This is a genomic window from Methylibium sp. (assembly GCF_013817365.1).
Lineage (GTDB): Bacteria > Pseudomonadota > Gammaproteobacteria > Burkholderiales > Burkholderiaceae_C > Methylibium.
On the sequence record NZ_JACDCU010000051.1, the window covers coordinates 1 to 14,529 of the forward strand.

Annotated in this window: 11 protein-coding genes, 2 tRNA genes and 1 pseudogene; 9 read left to right on the top strand and 5 right to left on the bottom strand. The window is 67.2% G+C overall.

Annotation, left to right across the window (positions count from 1 at the left end; all coding sequences use genetic code 11):
* The 5 genes and pseudogenes from H0W38_RS05365 to msrA form a co-directional block, all read left to right on the top strand.
* Positions 1–272, top strand: a pseudogene (locus H0W38_RS05365) (hypothetical protein); the annotation flags it as partial.
* Complete coding sequence (locus H0W38_RS05370; protein WP_292451924.1) at positions 269–1,111, top strand: ABC transporter permease; 843 nt, start codon at positions 269–271, stop codon at positions 1,109–1,111. The pseudogene H0W38_RS05365 and the gene H0W38_RS05370, both read left to right, overlap by 4 nt.
* 172 nt (positions 1,112–1,283) lie before the next feature.
* A complete protein-coding gene (phnE, locus tag H0W38_RS05375) occupies positions 1,284–2,102 on the top strand; it encodes a phosphonate ABC transporter, permease protein PhnE (RefSeq protein ID WP_292451925.1) in 819 nt (272 codons plus the stop codon).
* 160 nt (positions 2,103–2,262) lie between these two features.
* The gene (gene msrB / locus H0W38_RS05380) at positions 2,263–2,760 is read left to right on the top strand and encodes a peptide-methionine (R)-S-oxide reductase MsrB (protein WP_292451927.1); all 498 of its coding nucleotides are present in this window, start codon (positions 2,263–2,265) and stop codon (positions 2,758–2,760) included.
* An 8-nt stretch (positions 2,761–2,768) separates the two neighbouring features.
* Positions 2,769–3,410 (top strand): peptide-methionine (S)-S-oxide reductase MsrA, encoded by a 642-nt coding sequence (gene msrA / locus H0W38_RS05385; RefSeq protein ID WP_292451930.1) that lies wholly within the window; start codon positions 2,769–2,771, stop codon positions 3,408–3,410.
* 51 nt (positions 3,411–3,461) lie between these two features.
* Here the strand turns inward: msrA and H0W38_RS05390 are convergent.
* The 3 genes from H0W38_RS05390 to hrpA all read right to left on the bottom strand — a co-directional run bounded on the left by H0W38_RS05390 (position 3,462) and on the right by hrpA (position 7,952).
* Positions 3,462–3,538, bottom strand: a tRNA-Arg gene (locus tag H0W38_RS05390).
* A gap of 23 nt (positions 3,539–3,561) precedes the next feature.
* Positions 3,562–3,638 (bottom strand) — tRNA-Pro (locus H0W38_RS05395).
* A gap of 141 nt (positions 3,639–3,779) precedes the next feature.
* Positions 3,780–7,952, bottom strand: coding sequence for an ATP-dependent RNA helicase HrpA (gene hrpA / locus H0W38_RS05400; protein WP_292451932.1), 4,173 nt, complete (start codon positions 7,950–7,952; stop codon positions 3,780–3,782).
* Between the two features lie 193 nt (positions 7,953–8,145).
* Here hrpA and argA point away from each other — a divergent pair, with 193 nt between their 5' ends.
* The 4 genes from argA (at position 8,146) to H0W38_RS05420 (ending at position 11,474) form a co-directional block, all read left to right on the top strand.
* The gene (argA, locus tag H0W38_RS05405; protein ID WP_292451933.1) at positions 8,146–9,486 is read left to right on the top strand and encodes an amino-acid N-acetyltransferase; all 1,341 of its coding nucleotides are present in this window, start codon (positions 8,146–8,148) and stop codon (positions 9,484–9,486) included.
* Positions 9,487–9,564: 78 nt separating this feature from the next.
* Positions 9,565–9,837, top strand: a complete 273-nt coding sequence (locus H0W38_RS05410; RefSeq protein WP_292451935.1) for an oxidative damage protection protein — start codon at positions 9,565–9,567, stop codon at positions 9,835–9,837.
* 102 nt (positions 9,838–9,939) lie between these two features.
* The gene (locus H0W38_RS05415; protein ID WP_292451937.1) at positions 9,940–10,986 is read left to right on the top strand and encodes an extracellular solute-binding protein; all 1,047 of its coding nucleotides are present in this window, start codon (positions 9,940–9,942) and stop codon (positions 10,984–10,986) included.
* A gap of 155 nt (positions 10,987–11,141) precedes the next feature.
* Complete coding sequence (locus H0W38_RS05420; RefSeq protein WP_367161590.1) at positions 11,142–11,474, top strand: H-NS family nucleoid-associated regulatory protein; 333 nt, start codon at positions 11,142–11,144, stop codon at positions 11,472–11,474.
* An 85-nt stretch (positions 11,475–11,559) separates the two neighbouring features.
* Here the strand turns inward: H0W38_RS05420 and H0W38_RS05425 are convergent, their stop codons facing one another.
* Both H0W38_RS05425 and H0W38_RS05430 read right to left on the bottom strand, forming a co-directional pair.
* The gene (locus H0W38_RS05425; protein ID WP_292451941.1) at positions 11,560–12,519 is read right to left on the bottom strand and encodes a nitronate monooxygenase family protein; all 960 of its coding nucleotides are present in this window, start codon (positions 12,517–12,519) and stop codon (positions 11,560–11,562) included.
* 15 nt (positions 12,520–12,534) lie between these two features.
* Entirely contained in the window at positions 12,535–14,346 is a 1,812-nt protein-coding gene (locus H0W38_RS05430; protein WP_292451942.1) for an acyl-CoA dehydrogenase, read from the bottom strand.
* Positions 14,347–14,529 lie beyond the last annotated feature (183 nt).

Consider the following 14,529-nt stretch of genomic DNA (forward strand, 5'->3'; position numbering starts at 1 on the left):
CGCGCATCGTGGGCATGCGCGCCGGTGAACTGGCCTTCGACCTGCCGGCCGGGCGCGTCACGCGCGCCATGCTGCAGGAGCTCTACGCGACCGAAGGCACGGTGCTGCCGACGCAGTGCAACGACCCGGCGAAGATCACGCCTTTCGATCCGGGCGGCCCGGCCCACAGGGGCAGTGCGGTGGCCGCGCTGCCACGCGAGGGCGGCGAAAGCGATGCGTCGCCAACGAGCGGCGCCCGCGTGCTGCCGCTGACTCGCCCCGGCTGCCGATGAACGCCGCCACATTGGCCGCAGGGCGCCCGGACCGCGACCCTCGCACGCGGGGTCGCGCCACCGGCCTGGTGATCGCACTGCTGCTGCTGTGGCCGGTGCTGCACTTGGCGCAGTTCCGCCCGCTTGCCCTGTTCGAGTCCGGCAACCTGCAGGCGATGGGCTATTTCCTGTCCGCCTTTGTGCCCCCCGTCACCTCGGGCGAATTCCTGGCGCTGCTGCTGCGGGCCACCCTGGAAACGCTGGCCATGGCCACCGCCGGCATCGCGCTGGCCTTCGTGCTGGCCGTGCCGCTGGCGTTCGTGATGACGCAATCGCTGTCGGTGTCGCGCATCGGGCCGGGGCGCGGGCGCTGGCACGGGCAGGTGCTGCGCGGGCTCGCGCGCGCTGCGACGCTCGTGCTGCGCGCGATCCCGGAAGTGGTGTGGGCGCTGATCTTCGTGCGCGCGCTCGGCCTCGGGCCGGCGGCCGGCGTACTGGCGCTGGCCATCACCTACGGCGGGATGCTGGGCAAGGTGTATGCGGAAATTCTGGAATCGGGCGACACGCGACCGGCGCGCGCGCTGCTCGAAGCCGGCAGCGGCCGGTTGCAGGCGCTGTGCTACGGCTTGGTGCCCGGCGCGGCACAGGAGTTGGCCTCCTACACCGTCTACCGCTGGGAATGCGCGGTGCGCGCCTCGGTGATCATGGGCTTCGTGGGCGCCGGCGGGCTGGGCCAGTTGATGGACCAGTCGATGAAGATGCTCAACGGCGGCGAGGCCAGCACCATCTTGCTCACCTTCTTGCTGCTCGTGCTGCTGGCCGATGCACTGAGCGCCGCGCTGCGGCGGCTGCTGGCATGACATGCCGCCGAACCAGCCAGATGAAACGGAGCCGCCGTGCTGATGTTGGCTCCCCCCGCCAGCGGGACAGGGAGCACAAGCGGGCGCTGATCCCATCGCAACGAGCGGATCGCCGCCAAGCGGCCGCGTCATCAGGCGCCGTCGCTGACCACAAGCCCGTGAGGCTCCGGACATGAGCACCGCCGACATCGGCGCCACCGACCGCGCGCAAGCCGCCGGGCCGTGCCTGACCTGCGTGGCCGTCGCGCTGCTGCTGGCCGCGGCCATCGTCGCGAGCTTCATCTATCTGGCGATCGACTACCGCGCGCTGTTCACGGCCGAGTCCCTGGGGCTGATGGGCCGCTTCATCGCCGAGTTCTTCCCGCCCGATCTGTCCGCGCCTTTCGTCGCGAAAGCGGCCTGGGCCGCCCTCGAGACGCTGGCGGTTTCCGCCCTGGGCACCCTGCTGGCGGTGCTCGCCGGCGGCGCGCTCGCGCTGCCGGCGTCCGGCCGCCTGGGCTTCACGGCCCGCCAGGCGGCGCGCTTCGTGCTGAACCTGCTGCGCAGCGTGCCGGAGCTGGTCTGGGCCGCGCTCATGGTGCTGGCCGCCGGCCTGGGGCCCTTTGCCGGTGCGCTGGCGCTGGCGCTGCACACGACCGGCGTGCTCGGCCGCCTCTTTGCCGAGACCTTGGAGAACGCGCCGCGCGAGCCGGAGCGGGTGCTCGTCGAGTCCGGCGGCGGCGCCGTGGCGGCCTTTGCCTACGGCAGCCTGCCGCTCATCGTGCCGCAGTGCCTGGCCTACACGCTGTATCGCTGGGAGATGAACATCCGCATGGCCGCCGTGCTGGGGTTCGTCGGTGCCGGCGGACTCGGTCAGATGCTGTACTTCCACCTGTCGATCTTTCAGCAGGCACAGGCGGCCACGGTGCTGATGGCCATGTTCGCGCTGGTCTTCGCGGTCGATGCCGCCAGCGGCCGGCTGCGGCGAGGCCTCGCGCCGGCTTACGCCTGAGCCGCTGGCGGGGAACCCTGCGGCGGCGGACGTATCCCAACCTGCACCGCAGCCGTGCCCCCGGCCATAACCGGCTGTCGACGCCGGCCGCATCAAAGGCTGAAAGCTTTCGGCCGCCCGCGCGACCAAAGGACAGCGAGGCCAACCAGGAGCCCTTCTCATGACCCGACGCCATCTTCTCAGTCTGCTCGCCGCCCTCGGGCTGGCACAACGCAGCACCGCCGCTCCGGAGCCCAAGGCCGCTCCTGCGGCCAGCAACATCGAGCCGCTGAAACTTACCGACGCCCAGTGGAAACAGCGGCTGACGCCGGCGCAGTACGACGTGCTGCGCAAGGAAGGCACCGAGCGCGCCGGCACCAGCGCGCTCAATGCCGAGAAGCGCAAGGGCCGCTACCACTGCGCCGGCTGCGACCTGCCGCTGTTCGGCTCCGAGACCAAGTACGAAAGCGGCACCGGCTGGCCGAGCTTTTATGCCGCGCTGCCGGGCGTGTTCGAGCTCGAGACCGATTTCAAGCTGTTCCTGCCGCGCACCGAATACCACTGCGCGCGCTGCGGCGGCCACCACGGGCACCGTTTCAACGACGGCCCGCAGCCGACCGGCAAGCGCTATTGCAACAACGGTGTGGCACTGAAGTTCGTGCCGGAGCCGCAAGCATGAGGACCACCATGATGAGACGAGCCCTCCTCGTCCGCGCTGCCTTGGCCACCGGACTGCTCATTGGCCTGGTACCTGCCGCCCAGGCGCAGGCCGCCTCCGCGCCTGGGGCCGGCGCCACCGCCAAGGCCACCTTCGCCGGCGGTTGCTTCTGGTGCGTGGAGTCGGACTTCGACAAGGTGGAGGGCGTGCTCTCCACCACCTCGGGCTACATCGGCGGCAAGACGGCGAAGCCGACCTACGAACAGGTATCGACCAACCGGACGGGCCACGCGGAGGCCGTCGAAATTGCTTTCGATCCCGCCAAGGTGAGCTACGAGCAACTGCTCGAACACTACTGGCGCAGCGTCGACCCCACGGTCAAGGACCGGCAGTTCTGCGACGTGGGCCACTCTTACCGCACGGCGATCTTCACGCACGGCCCGGCGCAGGCCCAGGCAGCACAGGCCTCGAAGGAGGCGCTGGGCAAGACCAAGCCGTTCAAGGAACCCATCGTCACCGAGATCGTGCCGGCCACGGCCTTCTACCCGGCCGAGGCCTATCACCAGGACTACTACACGAAGAACCCGGTGCGCTACCGCTACTACCGCACGAGTTGCGGACGCGATGCGCGGCTCAAGCAGTTGTGGGGTGATCAGGCGGTGCAGCACTGAGAAGCTGCAACGCGCAGCGGTGCTGCCTGCACCACTGCGCTCTCGTGAGGCTGGCCTGCCCGGCAGGACTCGAACCTGCGACCCCCAGCTTAGAAGGCTGGTGCTCTATCCAGTTGAGCTACGGGCAGTGAGCGGCTGACGGGAAGAAGGATGGTCGGGGCGGCGGGATTCGAACTCGCGACCTATTGCTCCCAAAGCAATTGCGCTACCAGGCTGCGCTACGCCCCGACGAAGGACGGATTGTAGTCAGCAGGTGGCTGACCTCGGCGTTTTCCGAGGCGGGCCGCACGGCCGCGTCGCGACTCGCGGGTGTCGTGCCGCACCACCGGCGTCTGGCGGCACTGTCTGGCGGCACTGCGCGGCAAGACTTCAGCTCTCCAGTTGCGCCCACGCCTTGTCCAGCCGCTTGACGCTCACCGGCTGCGGGGTGCGCAGTTCCTGCGCGAACAGGCTGATGCGCAGTTCCTCCAGCAGCCAGCGGAACTCGTCGAGCCGCGGGTCGGGCGCGCCGCGCCGCTCGGCGACGCGCTTGAGATAGCGCTGGTCGAGCGGCCTGAGTTCGGTCAGGCGCTGCGCATCGCGTGCCGGGTCGGCCCGCCACTTGTCCAGGCGCAATGTCACGCCCTTCAGGTAGCGCGGCAGGTGCTGCAGCGCCGGCCAGGGCGTTTGGGCCAGGAACTGTCTGGGCACCAAGCGCGCGAGCTGTGCGTTCACGTCGTCGATCACTTCCTTCGCGGGACGCGCATCCTTGAGCTTGCGCAGCGCTGCCGCGTGCTCGGCGAGCACGGTGGCGGCCTGCCGTGCCACTTCCTGGGCGATCAGGTTGAGCCGGCTGCGGCCTTCGTCGATGCGCTTCGCGAAGGCTTGCGCGTCCGAAGGCAGCAGCTCGGCCATGAAGGCACGCTCCAGCGCGACCTGGATGATCTGGGCGCGCAACTCCTCCGTGCTGCCGCCGAGCTGCATGTAGGCCGCGGCCATGCGGGTTAGATCGGGGATGTTCTTCTCGAGGTACTTCAGCGGCTCCTTGAGCTGCAGCGCGACCAGCCGGCGCAGGCCGGCGCGGTGCTTGACGACAGCGACATCGGGCTCGTCGAAGACTTCGATCTCGACATGCGCGCCGCGGTCGATGAGCGCCGGGAAGCCGATCAGGCTTTGCGCGCCGCGGCGGATTTCCATCAGCTCGGGGAGTTCGCCGAAGGTCCAGGCGGTGTAGGTGGTCGAGGTGGCTGCGCCGCTGCCCTCCCCCCAGCCCTCTCCCGCAAGCGGGAGAGGGAGCAATTCACCTCCTTGCGCACGAGGATGGGGTGCATTTCCTTGCGAAGGAGAACCCGGCCTTCTTTCACTCCCGCTCTCAGGAGAAAGCGGCTGACTTTCCGCCGACGCCCCCACCTTCAAGCCCGCCAACGCCTGAAACGCCGACCGCGCCTGCACCCCCAGTTCCGCCTTCAATGTCGGCAGGTGCCGCCCACTCCCAAGCTGCCGCCCATGCTCGCCATCGACGCGAAAGTTCATGAACAGATGCGGCGCCAGGGTCTCGAGCTTGAAGTCGTTTCGCTGCACCGCAAGCTGCGTGCGCCCACGCACGGCCTTCAAGAGCGCATCGACCAGCCCGCCTTGCGCAAACGGCGTCGCCTCGACGAACTCCGCCACGAACTCAGGCAGCGGCACCAGCCGCGAGCGCGGGCGCTGATGCAGGCTCTTGATCAGCGCGAGCACCTTGTCCTTCAGCAGCCCCGGCACGAGCCATTCGCAGCGCTCCTCGCTCACCTGATTGAGCGCGTAGATCGGCACGGTGACGGTCAGGCCGTCCTTCGGGTCACCCGGCTCGTGCAGGTAAATCGCGGTGCAGTCGATACCGCCCAGGCGAATCGACTTCGGGAACGCGGAGGTAGTGATGCCCGCAGCCTCGTGGCGCATCAGCTCCTCGCGCGTCAGGTGCAGCAGCCGCGGCTGGCGCTTCGCCTCTTCGCGATACCAGCGCTCGAAGTCGGCGCCGCCGGCCACGTCGGCCGGCAACTGGCTGTCGTAGAAGGCGAAGATCAGCTCGTCGTCGACCAGCACGTCCTGCCGGCGCGACTTGTGCTCCAGCTCCTCGACCTCGCGGATCATCTTGCGGTTGTGCGCCAGGAACGGCAGCCGGGTGTCCCATTCGCCCTGCACCAGCGCTTCGCGGATGAAGATCTCGCGCGCAGCCGCCGGATCGATCTTCGCGAAATTGACGCGCCGGTTGCTGTAGACCACCAGGCCGTAGAGCGTCGCGCGTTCCAGCGCGACGACCTCGGCCGCCTTCTTCTCCCAATGCGGCTCGAGCAGTTGCGTCTTGAGCAGGTGGCCGGCCACGCCGGGTATCCATTGCGGCTCGATGCCCGCCAGGGAGCGGCCGAACAGCCGCGTCGTCTCGACCAGCTCGGCCGTGATCAGCCAGCGGCCCGGCTTCTTGCTCAGGTGCGCGCCCGGGTGGCGCCAGAACTTGATGCCGCGCGCGCCGAGGTACCAGTCCTCGTCTTCGCTCTTGAGGCCGATGTTCCCGAGCAGGCCGGCGAGCATCGCCAGATGGATCTGCTCGTAGGTCGCGGGGCTGGCGTTGAGGCGCCAGCCGTGTTCGGCCACGACGGTGTGCAATTGCAAATGAATGTCGCGCCATTCGCGCACACGGCGCGGCGACACGAAATGCTCGCGCAAGCGCTGCTCCTGCTGGCGGTTGGAAAGCTTGTGCGGCGCAGCCTCGCTCTCACGGCGACCCGGGGCCGCGTTGGCACGCGCCACTGATGCAGCCCTCGGTGCTGGCGCGCTGCCCTGCATTGCTCCCTCTCCCGCTCGTGGGAGAGGGTTGGGGTGAGGGTGAGCCGTGACCCTGCCTTCTCCCGCCAGCGTGAGAGGGCGAGCACCGTCGCCTCCCGAGGAGGCGGAATGCCCACGCCCCGCCTCGATCCACTTCCACAACTTAAGGTAGCCCATGAACTCCGAGCGCTCGTCGTCGAAGAGCTTGTGCTTCTGGTCGGCCGCCTGCTGTTGCTCGAGCGGACGGTCCCGCACGTCCTGCACGCTCAGCGCGCTTGCGATGACGAGCACTTCACTGAGCGACTGGCGGTCGCGCGCGGCGAGGATCATGCGGCCCACGCGCGGGTCGAGCGGCAGCTTCGCGAGCTCCGTGCCCACGGCGGTGAGTTCGTTGGCTTCATCGATCGCCCCGAGCTCGCCGAGCAGCGCGTAGCCGTCGGCAATTGCCTTCTTCGGTGGCGGCTCGAGGAAGGGGAAGTCCTCGACCGTGCCCAGGTTCAAGGCTTTCATGCGGAGGATGACGCCGGCCAGCGAACTGCGCAGGATCTCCGGGTCCGTGAAGCGTGGGCGCCCCGCGAAATCGTCTTCGCCGTACAGCCGAATGCAGATGCCGTTGGCGACCCGCCCGCAGCGGCCGGCGCGCTGGTTCGCTGCCGCCTGGCTGATCGGCTCGACCTGCAGTTGCTCGACCTTGTTGCGGTAGCTGTAGCGCTTGACCCGCGCGGTGCCGGCATCGACGACATAGCGGATGCCGGGCACCGTGAGCGAGGTCTCGGCCACGTTGGTGGCCAGCACGATCCGCCGGCCGTTGCCGGCCTCGAAGACCTGGTCCTGCTCCTGCTGCGACAGCCGCGCGAACAGCGGCAGGATTTCCGGCTGCGGGCCGCCACGGTGCCGCTTGTTCGCGTCTTGGAGCAGGTGCTTGCGCAGGTGCTCGGCGGCCTCGCGGATCTCGCGCTCGCCGGGCAGGAACACCAGCACGTCGCCAGAACCCTCGCGCCACAACTCATCGACCGCATCGGCGATCGCGTCGTTCAGGTCGCGGTCATCGCCGCTGCGGCGCGCTTCCTCGAACGGCCGCCAGCGCTGCTCGACCGGGAACAGCCGGCCGGACACCTGGATCACCGGCGCAGGCTGGTCGCCCGTTGCAAAGTGCCGGGCGAAGCGGTCCGCGTCGATGGTCGCCGAGGTGACGATGATCTTCAGGTCGGGCCGGCGCGGCAGGATCTGGCGCAGGTGACCTAGCAGAAAGTCGATGTTGAGGCTGCGCTCGTGCGCCTCGTCGATGATCAGCGTGTCGTAGGCGCGCAGCAGCGGATCGGTCTGCGTCTCCGCGAGCAGGATGCCGTCGGTCATCAGCTTGATCGACGCGCCGGGCGTGAGCCGGTCCTGGAAGCGCACCTTGTAACCGACCACCGCGCCGAGCGGCGTGTTCAGCTCCTCGGCGATGCGCTTGGCGACCGAACTCGCGGCGATGCGGCGCGGCTGCGTGTGGCCGATCCATTGCGCGCGAGCGCCGGGCGCCGAGCCGCCAGGAGCGCGGCCCGACGCGTTGGCCTTGCCGCGTCCCAGCGCCAGCATCAGCTTGGGCAACTGGGTGGTCTTGCCAGAGCCGGTCTCGCCGCACACGATGACGACTTGGTGAGCCAGCACCGCCTGCGCGATGTCCTCGCGCCGGGCGGAAACCGGCAGCGATTCGGGAAAGGTGATGGTGGGCAGCGCCGGGGCCGCCGGCGCGAAGCGCGGAGAAATCGAATTCACGAGGGTCGTGATTATCGGGCGGTGCGCCGCGAAGCCGGCCGAAACGCCGGCTGCCGTGTCCCTGTGCCAGACAGCCTTTCGCGCGAGGTCGTCGCTGGCAAAACTGCTGCGGCGCTCTGCGCCAGGCGGCACGCCCGCATCGGCTTGCGCCAAAAACCATGCTGCACAATCCGAGCAGCTTGCAAAGCCCCGCATGGACCTCGTCTTTCCGCACACCTTCGTTCCCTGGTTTCGCGCTGTAGCGCCCTACATCCACGCCTACCGCGGCAAGACTTTCGTGGTGGCGATGGCGGGCGAGCTGATCGCAGCGGGCAAGCTCGATCCCTTCGTGCAGGACCTTGCGATCCTGCAGGCGATGGGCATCAAGATCGTGCTGGTGCATGGCTTTCGGCCTCAGGTCAGCGAGCAATTGCGTGCCAAGGGTCAACCGGAACGCTTCAGCCACGGCCTGCGCATCACCGACGCCGTGGCGCTCGATTGCGCGCAGGAAGCGGCGGGCCAGTTGCGCTTCGAGATCGAGGCCGCGTTCTCGCAAGGGCTGCCGAACACGCCGATGGCCAACGCGACGGTGCGGGTGGTGTCGGGCAACTTCCTGACCGCGCGGCCGGTCGGCATCGTCGATGGCGTCAACTTCCAGCAAAGCGGCCTGGTGCGCAAGGTCGATGCGGCCGCGATCCGCCGCGCCATCGACATTGGCGCCGTGGTGCTGCTCTCGCCCTTCGGTTTCTCGCCCACCGGCGAGGCCTTCAACCTGACCATGGAAGACGTCGCGACCAGCACCGCCATCGCGCTGCAGGCCGACAAGCTGGTCTTCCTGACCGAGGTGCCCGGCATCCGCGAGAACCAGCACGATACCGACAGCGCCATCGACACCGAACTCGCCCTGGCCGACGCCGAGCGGCTGCTCGCCGCACTGCCCAACCCGGCCCAGCCGACCGACACCGCCTTTTATCTGCAGCACTGCGTCAAAGCCTGCCGCGGCGGCGTGGAGCGCTCGCACATCCTGCCCTTCGCGGTGGATGGTGCGCTGCTCATGGAGGTGTACACGCACGACGGCATCGGCACGATGGTGGTCGATGAAAAGCTCGAGAGCCTGCGCGAGGCGACGGCCGACGACATCGGCGGCATCCTGCAGCTCATCGAGCCCTTCGAGCGCGACGGCACGCTGGTCAAGCGCGACCGCACCGAGATCGAGCGCGACATCGGCCACTACACCGTGATCGAACATGACGGCGTGATCTTCGGCTGCGCCGCGCTCTACCCCTACCCCGAGGCTGGCACCGGCGAGATGGCCGCGCTGACGGTGAGCAACAACGTGCAGGGCCAAGGCGATGGCGAGCGCATGCTCAAGCGCGTGGAGCAGCGCGCGCGCGCGGCCGGGCTGTCGAGCATCTTCGTGCTCACCACGCGCACGATGCACTGGTTCCTCAAGCGCGGCTTCGTCGTGGGCGACGCCGAATCACTGCCCGAAGCGCGCAAGCGCAAGTACAACTGGGACCGGCGCTCGCAGGTGCTGGTCAAACACCTGAAGTAACGCGGCGCGTGCGTTCCGCCGGCCTTGCATGCCGCGGCCGCTGTGCGCACACCCTCGAACGAACCCTGGAGACACGACATGGCCCGCAACGTGAACTGCGTGATGCTCAAGAAGGAGGCCCCCGGTCTCGATTTCGCGCCCTACCCCGGCGACTTGGGCAAGCGCATCTATGACAACGTCAGCAAGGAAGCCTGGGCCGCTTGGCTCAAGCACCAGACCATGCTGGTCAACGAGAACCGGCTGAACTTGGCCGATGCTCGCGCGCGTCAGTACTTGGCGCGGCAGATGGAGAACTACTTCTTCGGTGGCGGCGCCGAGCAGCCGGCAGGCTACGTGCCCCCGACGACCTGAGGAAGACAAAGAGCCGAAAGCCCGATGGCCACCCTCTGGACGCATACGCGAATCATTCTCGTTTGCTCTTATACTCCGGCATCTCAATGCAAGGAGTATTCGATGTCCGCCCTATCGACTGGAATCAAAGCTGCCATCGCCGCGCTGGCCCTCGGCGGCGCTTTCGCCGCGACAGCTCAGGAGCCGGTGCTCAACCTGTATTCGGCCCGCCATTACCAGACTGATGAGGCGCTGTACACCGATTTCACCAAAGCTACGGGCGTCAAGATCAACCGTGTCGATGCCGACGATGCCGGCATCCTCGCGCGGCTGCGCAGCGAAGGCGCCTCCAGCCCCGCCGATGTGGTGTTGTTGGTCGACGCCGCTCGCCTCTGGCGGGCAGAGGCCGAGGGCCTGTTCCAGCCCGTGGACTCCAAATTGCTGGAGACCCGTCTGCCTGCCACGCTGCGCGGCAAGGATCAGGGCGCCGGCTCGCAATGGTTCGGTTACTCGACACGCGCACGCGTCATCGTATTCAACAAGGCCGAGGTGCAGCGTGAAGACGCAGATACCTACCAGGAACTGGCCGATCCCAAGAACAAGGGCAAAGTCTGCACGCGTTCCGGCTCGCACCCGTACAACCTGTCGCTGTTCGGCTCGATCTACGAGCACATCGGCGCGGCGGCCACAGAAACCTGGCTCAAGGGGGTGGTCGCCAACATGGCCCGCAGCCCGAAAGGCGGCGACACCGATCAGATTCGAGCCGTTGCCAGCGGCGAATGCGGCATTGCGCTGTCCAACAGCTATTACGTGGCCCGCCTCATGCGTTCCAGCAAACCCGAAGACAAGGCCGTCGTCGAAAAGATCGGCGTGATCTTCCCCAACCAGGACAGCTGGGGCACCCATGTGAATATCGCTGGTGGGGCACTGGCCAAGCACTCTCCACACCCTGAGGCCGGAATCAAGTTTCTGGAATATCTGGCCAGCGACGCTGCCCAAGCCCACTTCGCCAACGGCAACAACGAATACCCGGCTGTGACCAGCGTAAAAGTGGCCAACCCGGCGCTCGATGCGTTGGGCACGTTCAAATCCGAGTTGATTCCCCTGTCGGTGGTCGGATTGAACTCGGTGCGGGTTCAGCAGCTCCTCGACCGCGCCGACTACAAATAGAGTGCGATCCCGATGCGGGGTGTACACGGGCGCCCGGCGGTAGATCGCTTCAGAGCTTTGCCTCGCAAACTCTCCGGCCTAGAATCGAAGGTGTATCACCGATAACCCGATTCACTCGTCTGGAGGTTTACACCGCAATGGCTACATATCAGGAGTTGATCTCCCAGAAAGCCGCGCTCGAAAAACAGGCCGCTGAGCTACACGACCAGATCGAAACAGCCCGCCAAGGCGAGCACACGGAAGCCGTCGCACAGATCAAGGCCTTGATGGAAAAACACGGCGTGACGATGGCCGAACTGGGCGGCACCAAAGGCAAACCCGGTCGAACACCTCGCGCGGCCAAAGCCGCCAACGGTCCCGGACGCAAGGTTGCTCCGAAATACCGCAATCCTGCCACCGGCGATACCTGGAGCGGCCGCGGTCTGCAGCCGAACTGGCTCAAGGCGGCGCTCGCCTCCGGCAAGAAAATCGACGAGTTCGCGCTTTAACGAAGCACCGTCCCATCGAACGCCGCCCTTTCGGGCGGCGTTTTCAATTCGAGCGGTCCAAGGGGCAAGACGGCTTTCGAGCCGTTCAGGCCGCGGGTGCGGTCAACCTGGATCTCGCGGCGCGGTATTCCTGGGCCAGCCGCCCGATCAGCACAGCCGCTGGCAACACTTCTCTCACGGCACCGATACCCTGACCGCAGCCCCAGATGTCCTTCCAGGCTTTTCTGGCGTCACCACCGAAATTCATATTTGTCGGGTCGCTTTGCGGCAGGGCGTCCGGGTCGAGCCCGGCATTGCGGATGGAGCCCTTCAGGTAGTTGCCGTGCACGCCGGTGAACAGGTTGCTGTAGACGATGTCGTCAGAGCTGCCCTCCAGAATGGCCTCCTTGTAGCCCGCCACGGCGCGCGCCTCCTCGGTGGCGATGAAGGCCGAGCCGATGTAGGCGAAGTCTGCCCCCATCGCTTGCGCGGCCAGCACCGCACCGCCGTGCGCGATGGCGCCGCTGAGCGCGACCGGCCCGTCGAACCACGCGCGGATCTCCTGCACCAGCGCAAAAGGGCTTTTCACACCGGCATGGCCGCCCGCGCCGGCCGCGACTGCGATCAGGCCGTCGGCGCCCTTGTCGATCGCCTTCCTTGCGAAAGCGTTGTCGATGATGTCGTGCAGCACCACGCCGCCCCAGCCGTGCACCGCGTCGTTCACGTCGGTGCGCGCGCCGAGCGAGGTGATGACGATCGGCACCTTGTACCTGGCGCACACGGCCATGTCGTGCTCGAGCCGGTCGTTGCTTCTGTGCACGATCTGGTTGATCGCGAATGGCGCGGCGGGCTGCTCGGGATGGGCCCGGTCGTGCGCGGCGAGCGTCTCGGTGATCTCGGCCAGCCATTCGTCGAGCTGCGCTGCCGGACGCGCATTTAGCGCCGGCATGGCGCCGACCACGCCCGCCTTGCATTGCTCGATCACCAGTTTCGGGTTGCTGATGATGAACAGCGGCGCGCCGATGATCGGCAGGGGCAGATTGCGCAGGACGGCGGGCAGCGGCATGCGAGTTCCTTGTCTTCAGAACGCTTCGAGCGCCATCGCAGTGACGCTGTCGGCACCCTCTACGATGCTGTCGCGCAGGCCGGGCACGCGCGTGAGGATGTGTTCGACGTAGAAGCGCGAGGTGGTGATCTTGGCCGTCATGTACCCCGCATCCTCGCCCGCAGCGGCGCGGTCTTCGGCCACCATGAGCGCGCGCGAAAGCTGCCAACCGGCCACCATGTTGCCGGCCAGCATCAGGTAGGGCACGGAGCCGGCGAATACCGCGTTGGGGTTGCTTATGGTTTGGGCGACGACGAAATCGACGACCTGCTCGAAGGCCTCACGTGCGGCCTTCAAACGCTTGAGACAGGCACGCGCGTCCACGCTGGAGCGCTCTGAAAGCCGTGCCTCGGTCCCGGCGATCTGCGTGGCAATTGCCATGGCGGTCGCGCCGCCATCGTGCAGGGTCTTGCGGCCGACCAGGTCGTTCGCCTGGATCGCCGTGGTGCCCTCGTAGATGGTGAGGATCTTGGCGTCGCGGTAGTGCTGCGCCGCGCCGGTCTCCTCGATGAAACCCATCCCGCCATGCACCTGCACACCCAGGCTGGTGACCTCCAGGCTCATTTCGGTGCTGTAGCCCTTGACCAGCGGCACCATGAACTCGTAATAGGCTTGGTTCTGTTTGCGCACGTTCGCATCTGGATGCGCATGTGCCGCGTCGTGGGCCGCGGCCGCGGTAATCGCCATCGCACGGCAGCCTTCGGTGAGCGCGCGCATCGTCATCAGCATGCGCTTCACGTCGGGGTGGTGGATGATCGGCGCACTGCCGGGCAGCGAGCCGTCGACAGGGCGGCTCTGCACGCGGTCCTTCGCATACGCGACCGCCTGCTGGTAGGCACGCTCGGCCACCGCGATGCCCTGCACGCCGACCGCATAGCGCGCGGCGTTCATCATGATGAACATGGTCTCCAGGCCGCGGTTCTCTCCGCCGAGCAGGTAACCCACCGCTCCAGGGCCGCTCGAACCTTCGCCGCCCTGTGCGCCATAGGCAAGCACCGCCGTGGGGCTGGCCTTGATCCCGAGCTTGTGCTCGATGCTCAAGCAGTGCACGTCGTTGCGCGCGGCCTTCGCACCATCCTGCGCAAGCAGGAACTTCGGCACGATGAACAGCGAAATGCCTTTCACGCCTTCGGGCGCACCGGAAATGCGCGCCAGCACCATGTGCACGATGTTCTCGGCCATATCGTGCTCGCCGTAGGTGATGAAGATCTTGGTGCCGAAAAGCTTGAAGCTGCCGTCGGGCTGCGGCTCCGCTCGCGTGCGCACGAGCGCGAGATCGCTGCCGGCCTGCGGCTCGGTCAGGTTCATGGTGCCGGTCCACTCGCCGCTGATCATCTTCGGGATGTAGCGGTCCTGCTGCTCCTGGGTGCCGGCGGTCAGCAAAGCCTCGATTGCGCCGTCCGTCAGCAGCGGACACAAAGCGAAGCTCATGTTGGCGCTGTTGAGCATCTCGCTGCAGGCCGCACCGATGGTCTTGGGCAGGTTCTGGCCGCCGTAGCTGGCCGGATGCTGCAGGCCTTGCCAGCCGCCCTCGGCGAACTGCCGGAAGGCCTGCTTGAAACCCGGCGTCGTCGTGACTTGGCCGTCCTTGAACGATGAAGGGTTGGTGTCGCCCGCGCGGTTCAACGGCGCCAGCACGTCCTGATTGAACCGGGCGCATTCCTCTAGCACCGCCCGGGCCGTGTCCAGGCCTGCCTCCTCGAAGCCGGGCAGTGCGGCTATTTCCTCGAGCGCGGCCAGCTCCTTCATGCAAAACAGCATGTCCTTGACGGGGGCTTGGTAGTTCATCGCATGTCTCCTACGGGACTCGAACAAAGCTCGAAAAACAGGCCGTAAAAAGGGCGCCGGGACGCGGCAACGTCGAGGCGCCTTGCTTCGAAGAAGACTGCGTTCAGCCGAGTTCTTTGACCATCGCCGGCACGGCTTCGAACAGATCGGCCTCGAGCCCGTAATCGGCGACGCTGAAGATCG

Excerpts from the sequence above, each read along its gene's own strand:
- msrA (WP_292451930.1), top strand. The coding sequence starts at position 2,769 with ATGATGAGACGAGCCCTCCTCGTCCGCGCTGCCTTGGCCACCGGACTG.
- H0W38_RS05370 (WP_292451924.1), top strand. The coding sequence starts at position 269 with ATGAACGCCGCCACATTGGCCGCAGGGCGCCCGGACCGCGACCCTCGC.
- H0W38_RS05415 (WP_292451937.1), top strand. The coding sequence starts at position 9,940 with ATGTCCGCCCTATCGACTGGAATCAAAGCTGCCATCGCCGCGCTGGCC.
- H0W38_RS05410 (WP_292451935.1), top strand. The coding sequence starts at position 9,565 with ATGGCCCGCAACGTGAACTGCGTGATGCTCAAGAAGGAGGCCCCCGGT.
- H0W38_RS05430 (WP_292451942.1), bottom strand. The coding sequence starts at position 14,346 with ATGAACTACCAAGCCCCCGTCAAGGACATGCTGTTTTGCATGAAGGAG.
- argA (WP_292451933.1), top strand. The coding sequence starts at position 8,146 with ATGGACCTCGTCTTTCCGCACACCTTCGTTCCCTGGTTTCGCGCTGTA.
- H0W38_RS05425 (WP_292451941.1), bottom strand. The coding sequence starts at position 12,519 with ATGCCGCTGCCCGCCGTCCTGCGCAATCTGCCCCTGCCGATCATCGGC.
- msrB (WP_292451927.1), top strand. The coding sequence starts at position 2,263 with ATGACCCGACGCCATCTTCTCAGTCTGCTCGCCGCCCTCGGGCTGGCA.
- phnE (WP_292451925.1), top strand. The coding sequence starts at position 1,284 with ATGAGCACCGCCGACATCGGCGCCACCGACCGCGCGCAAGCCGCCGGG.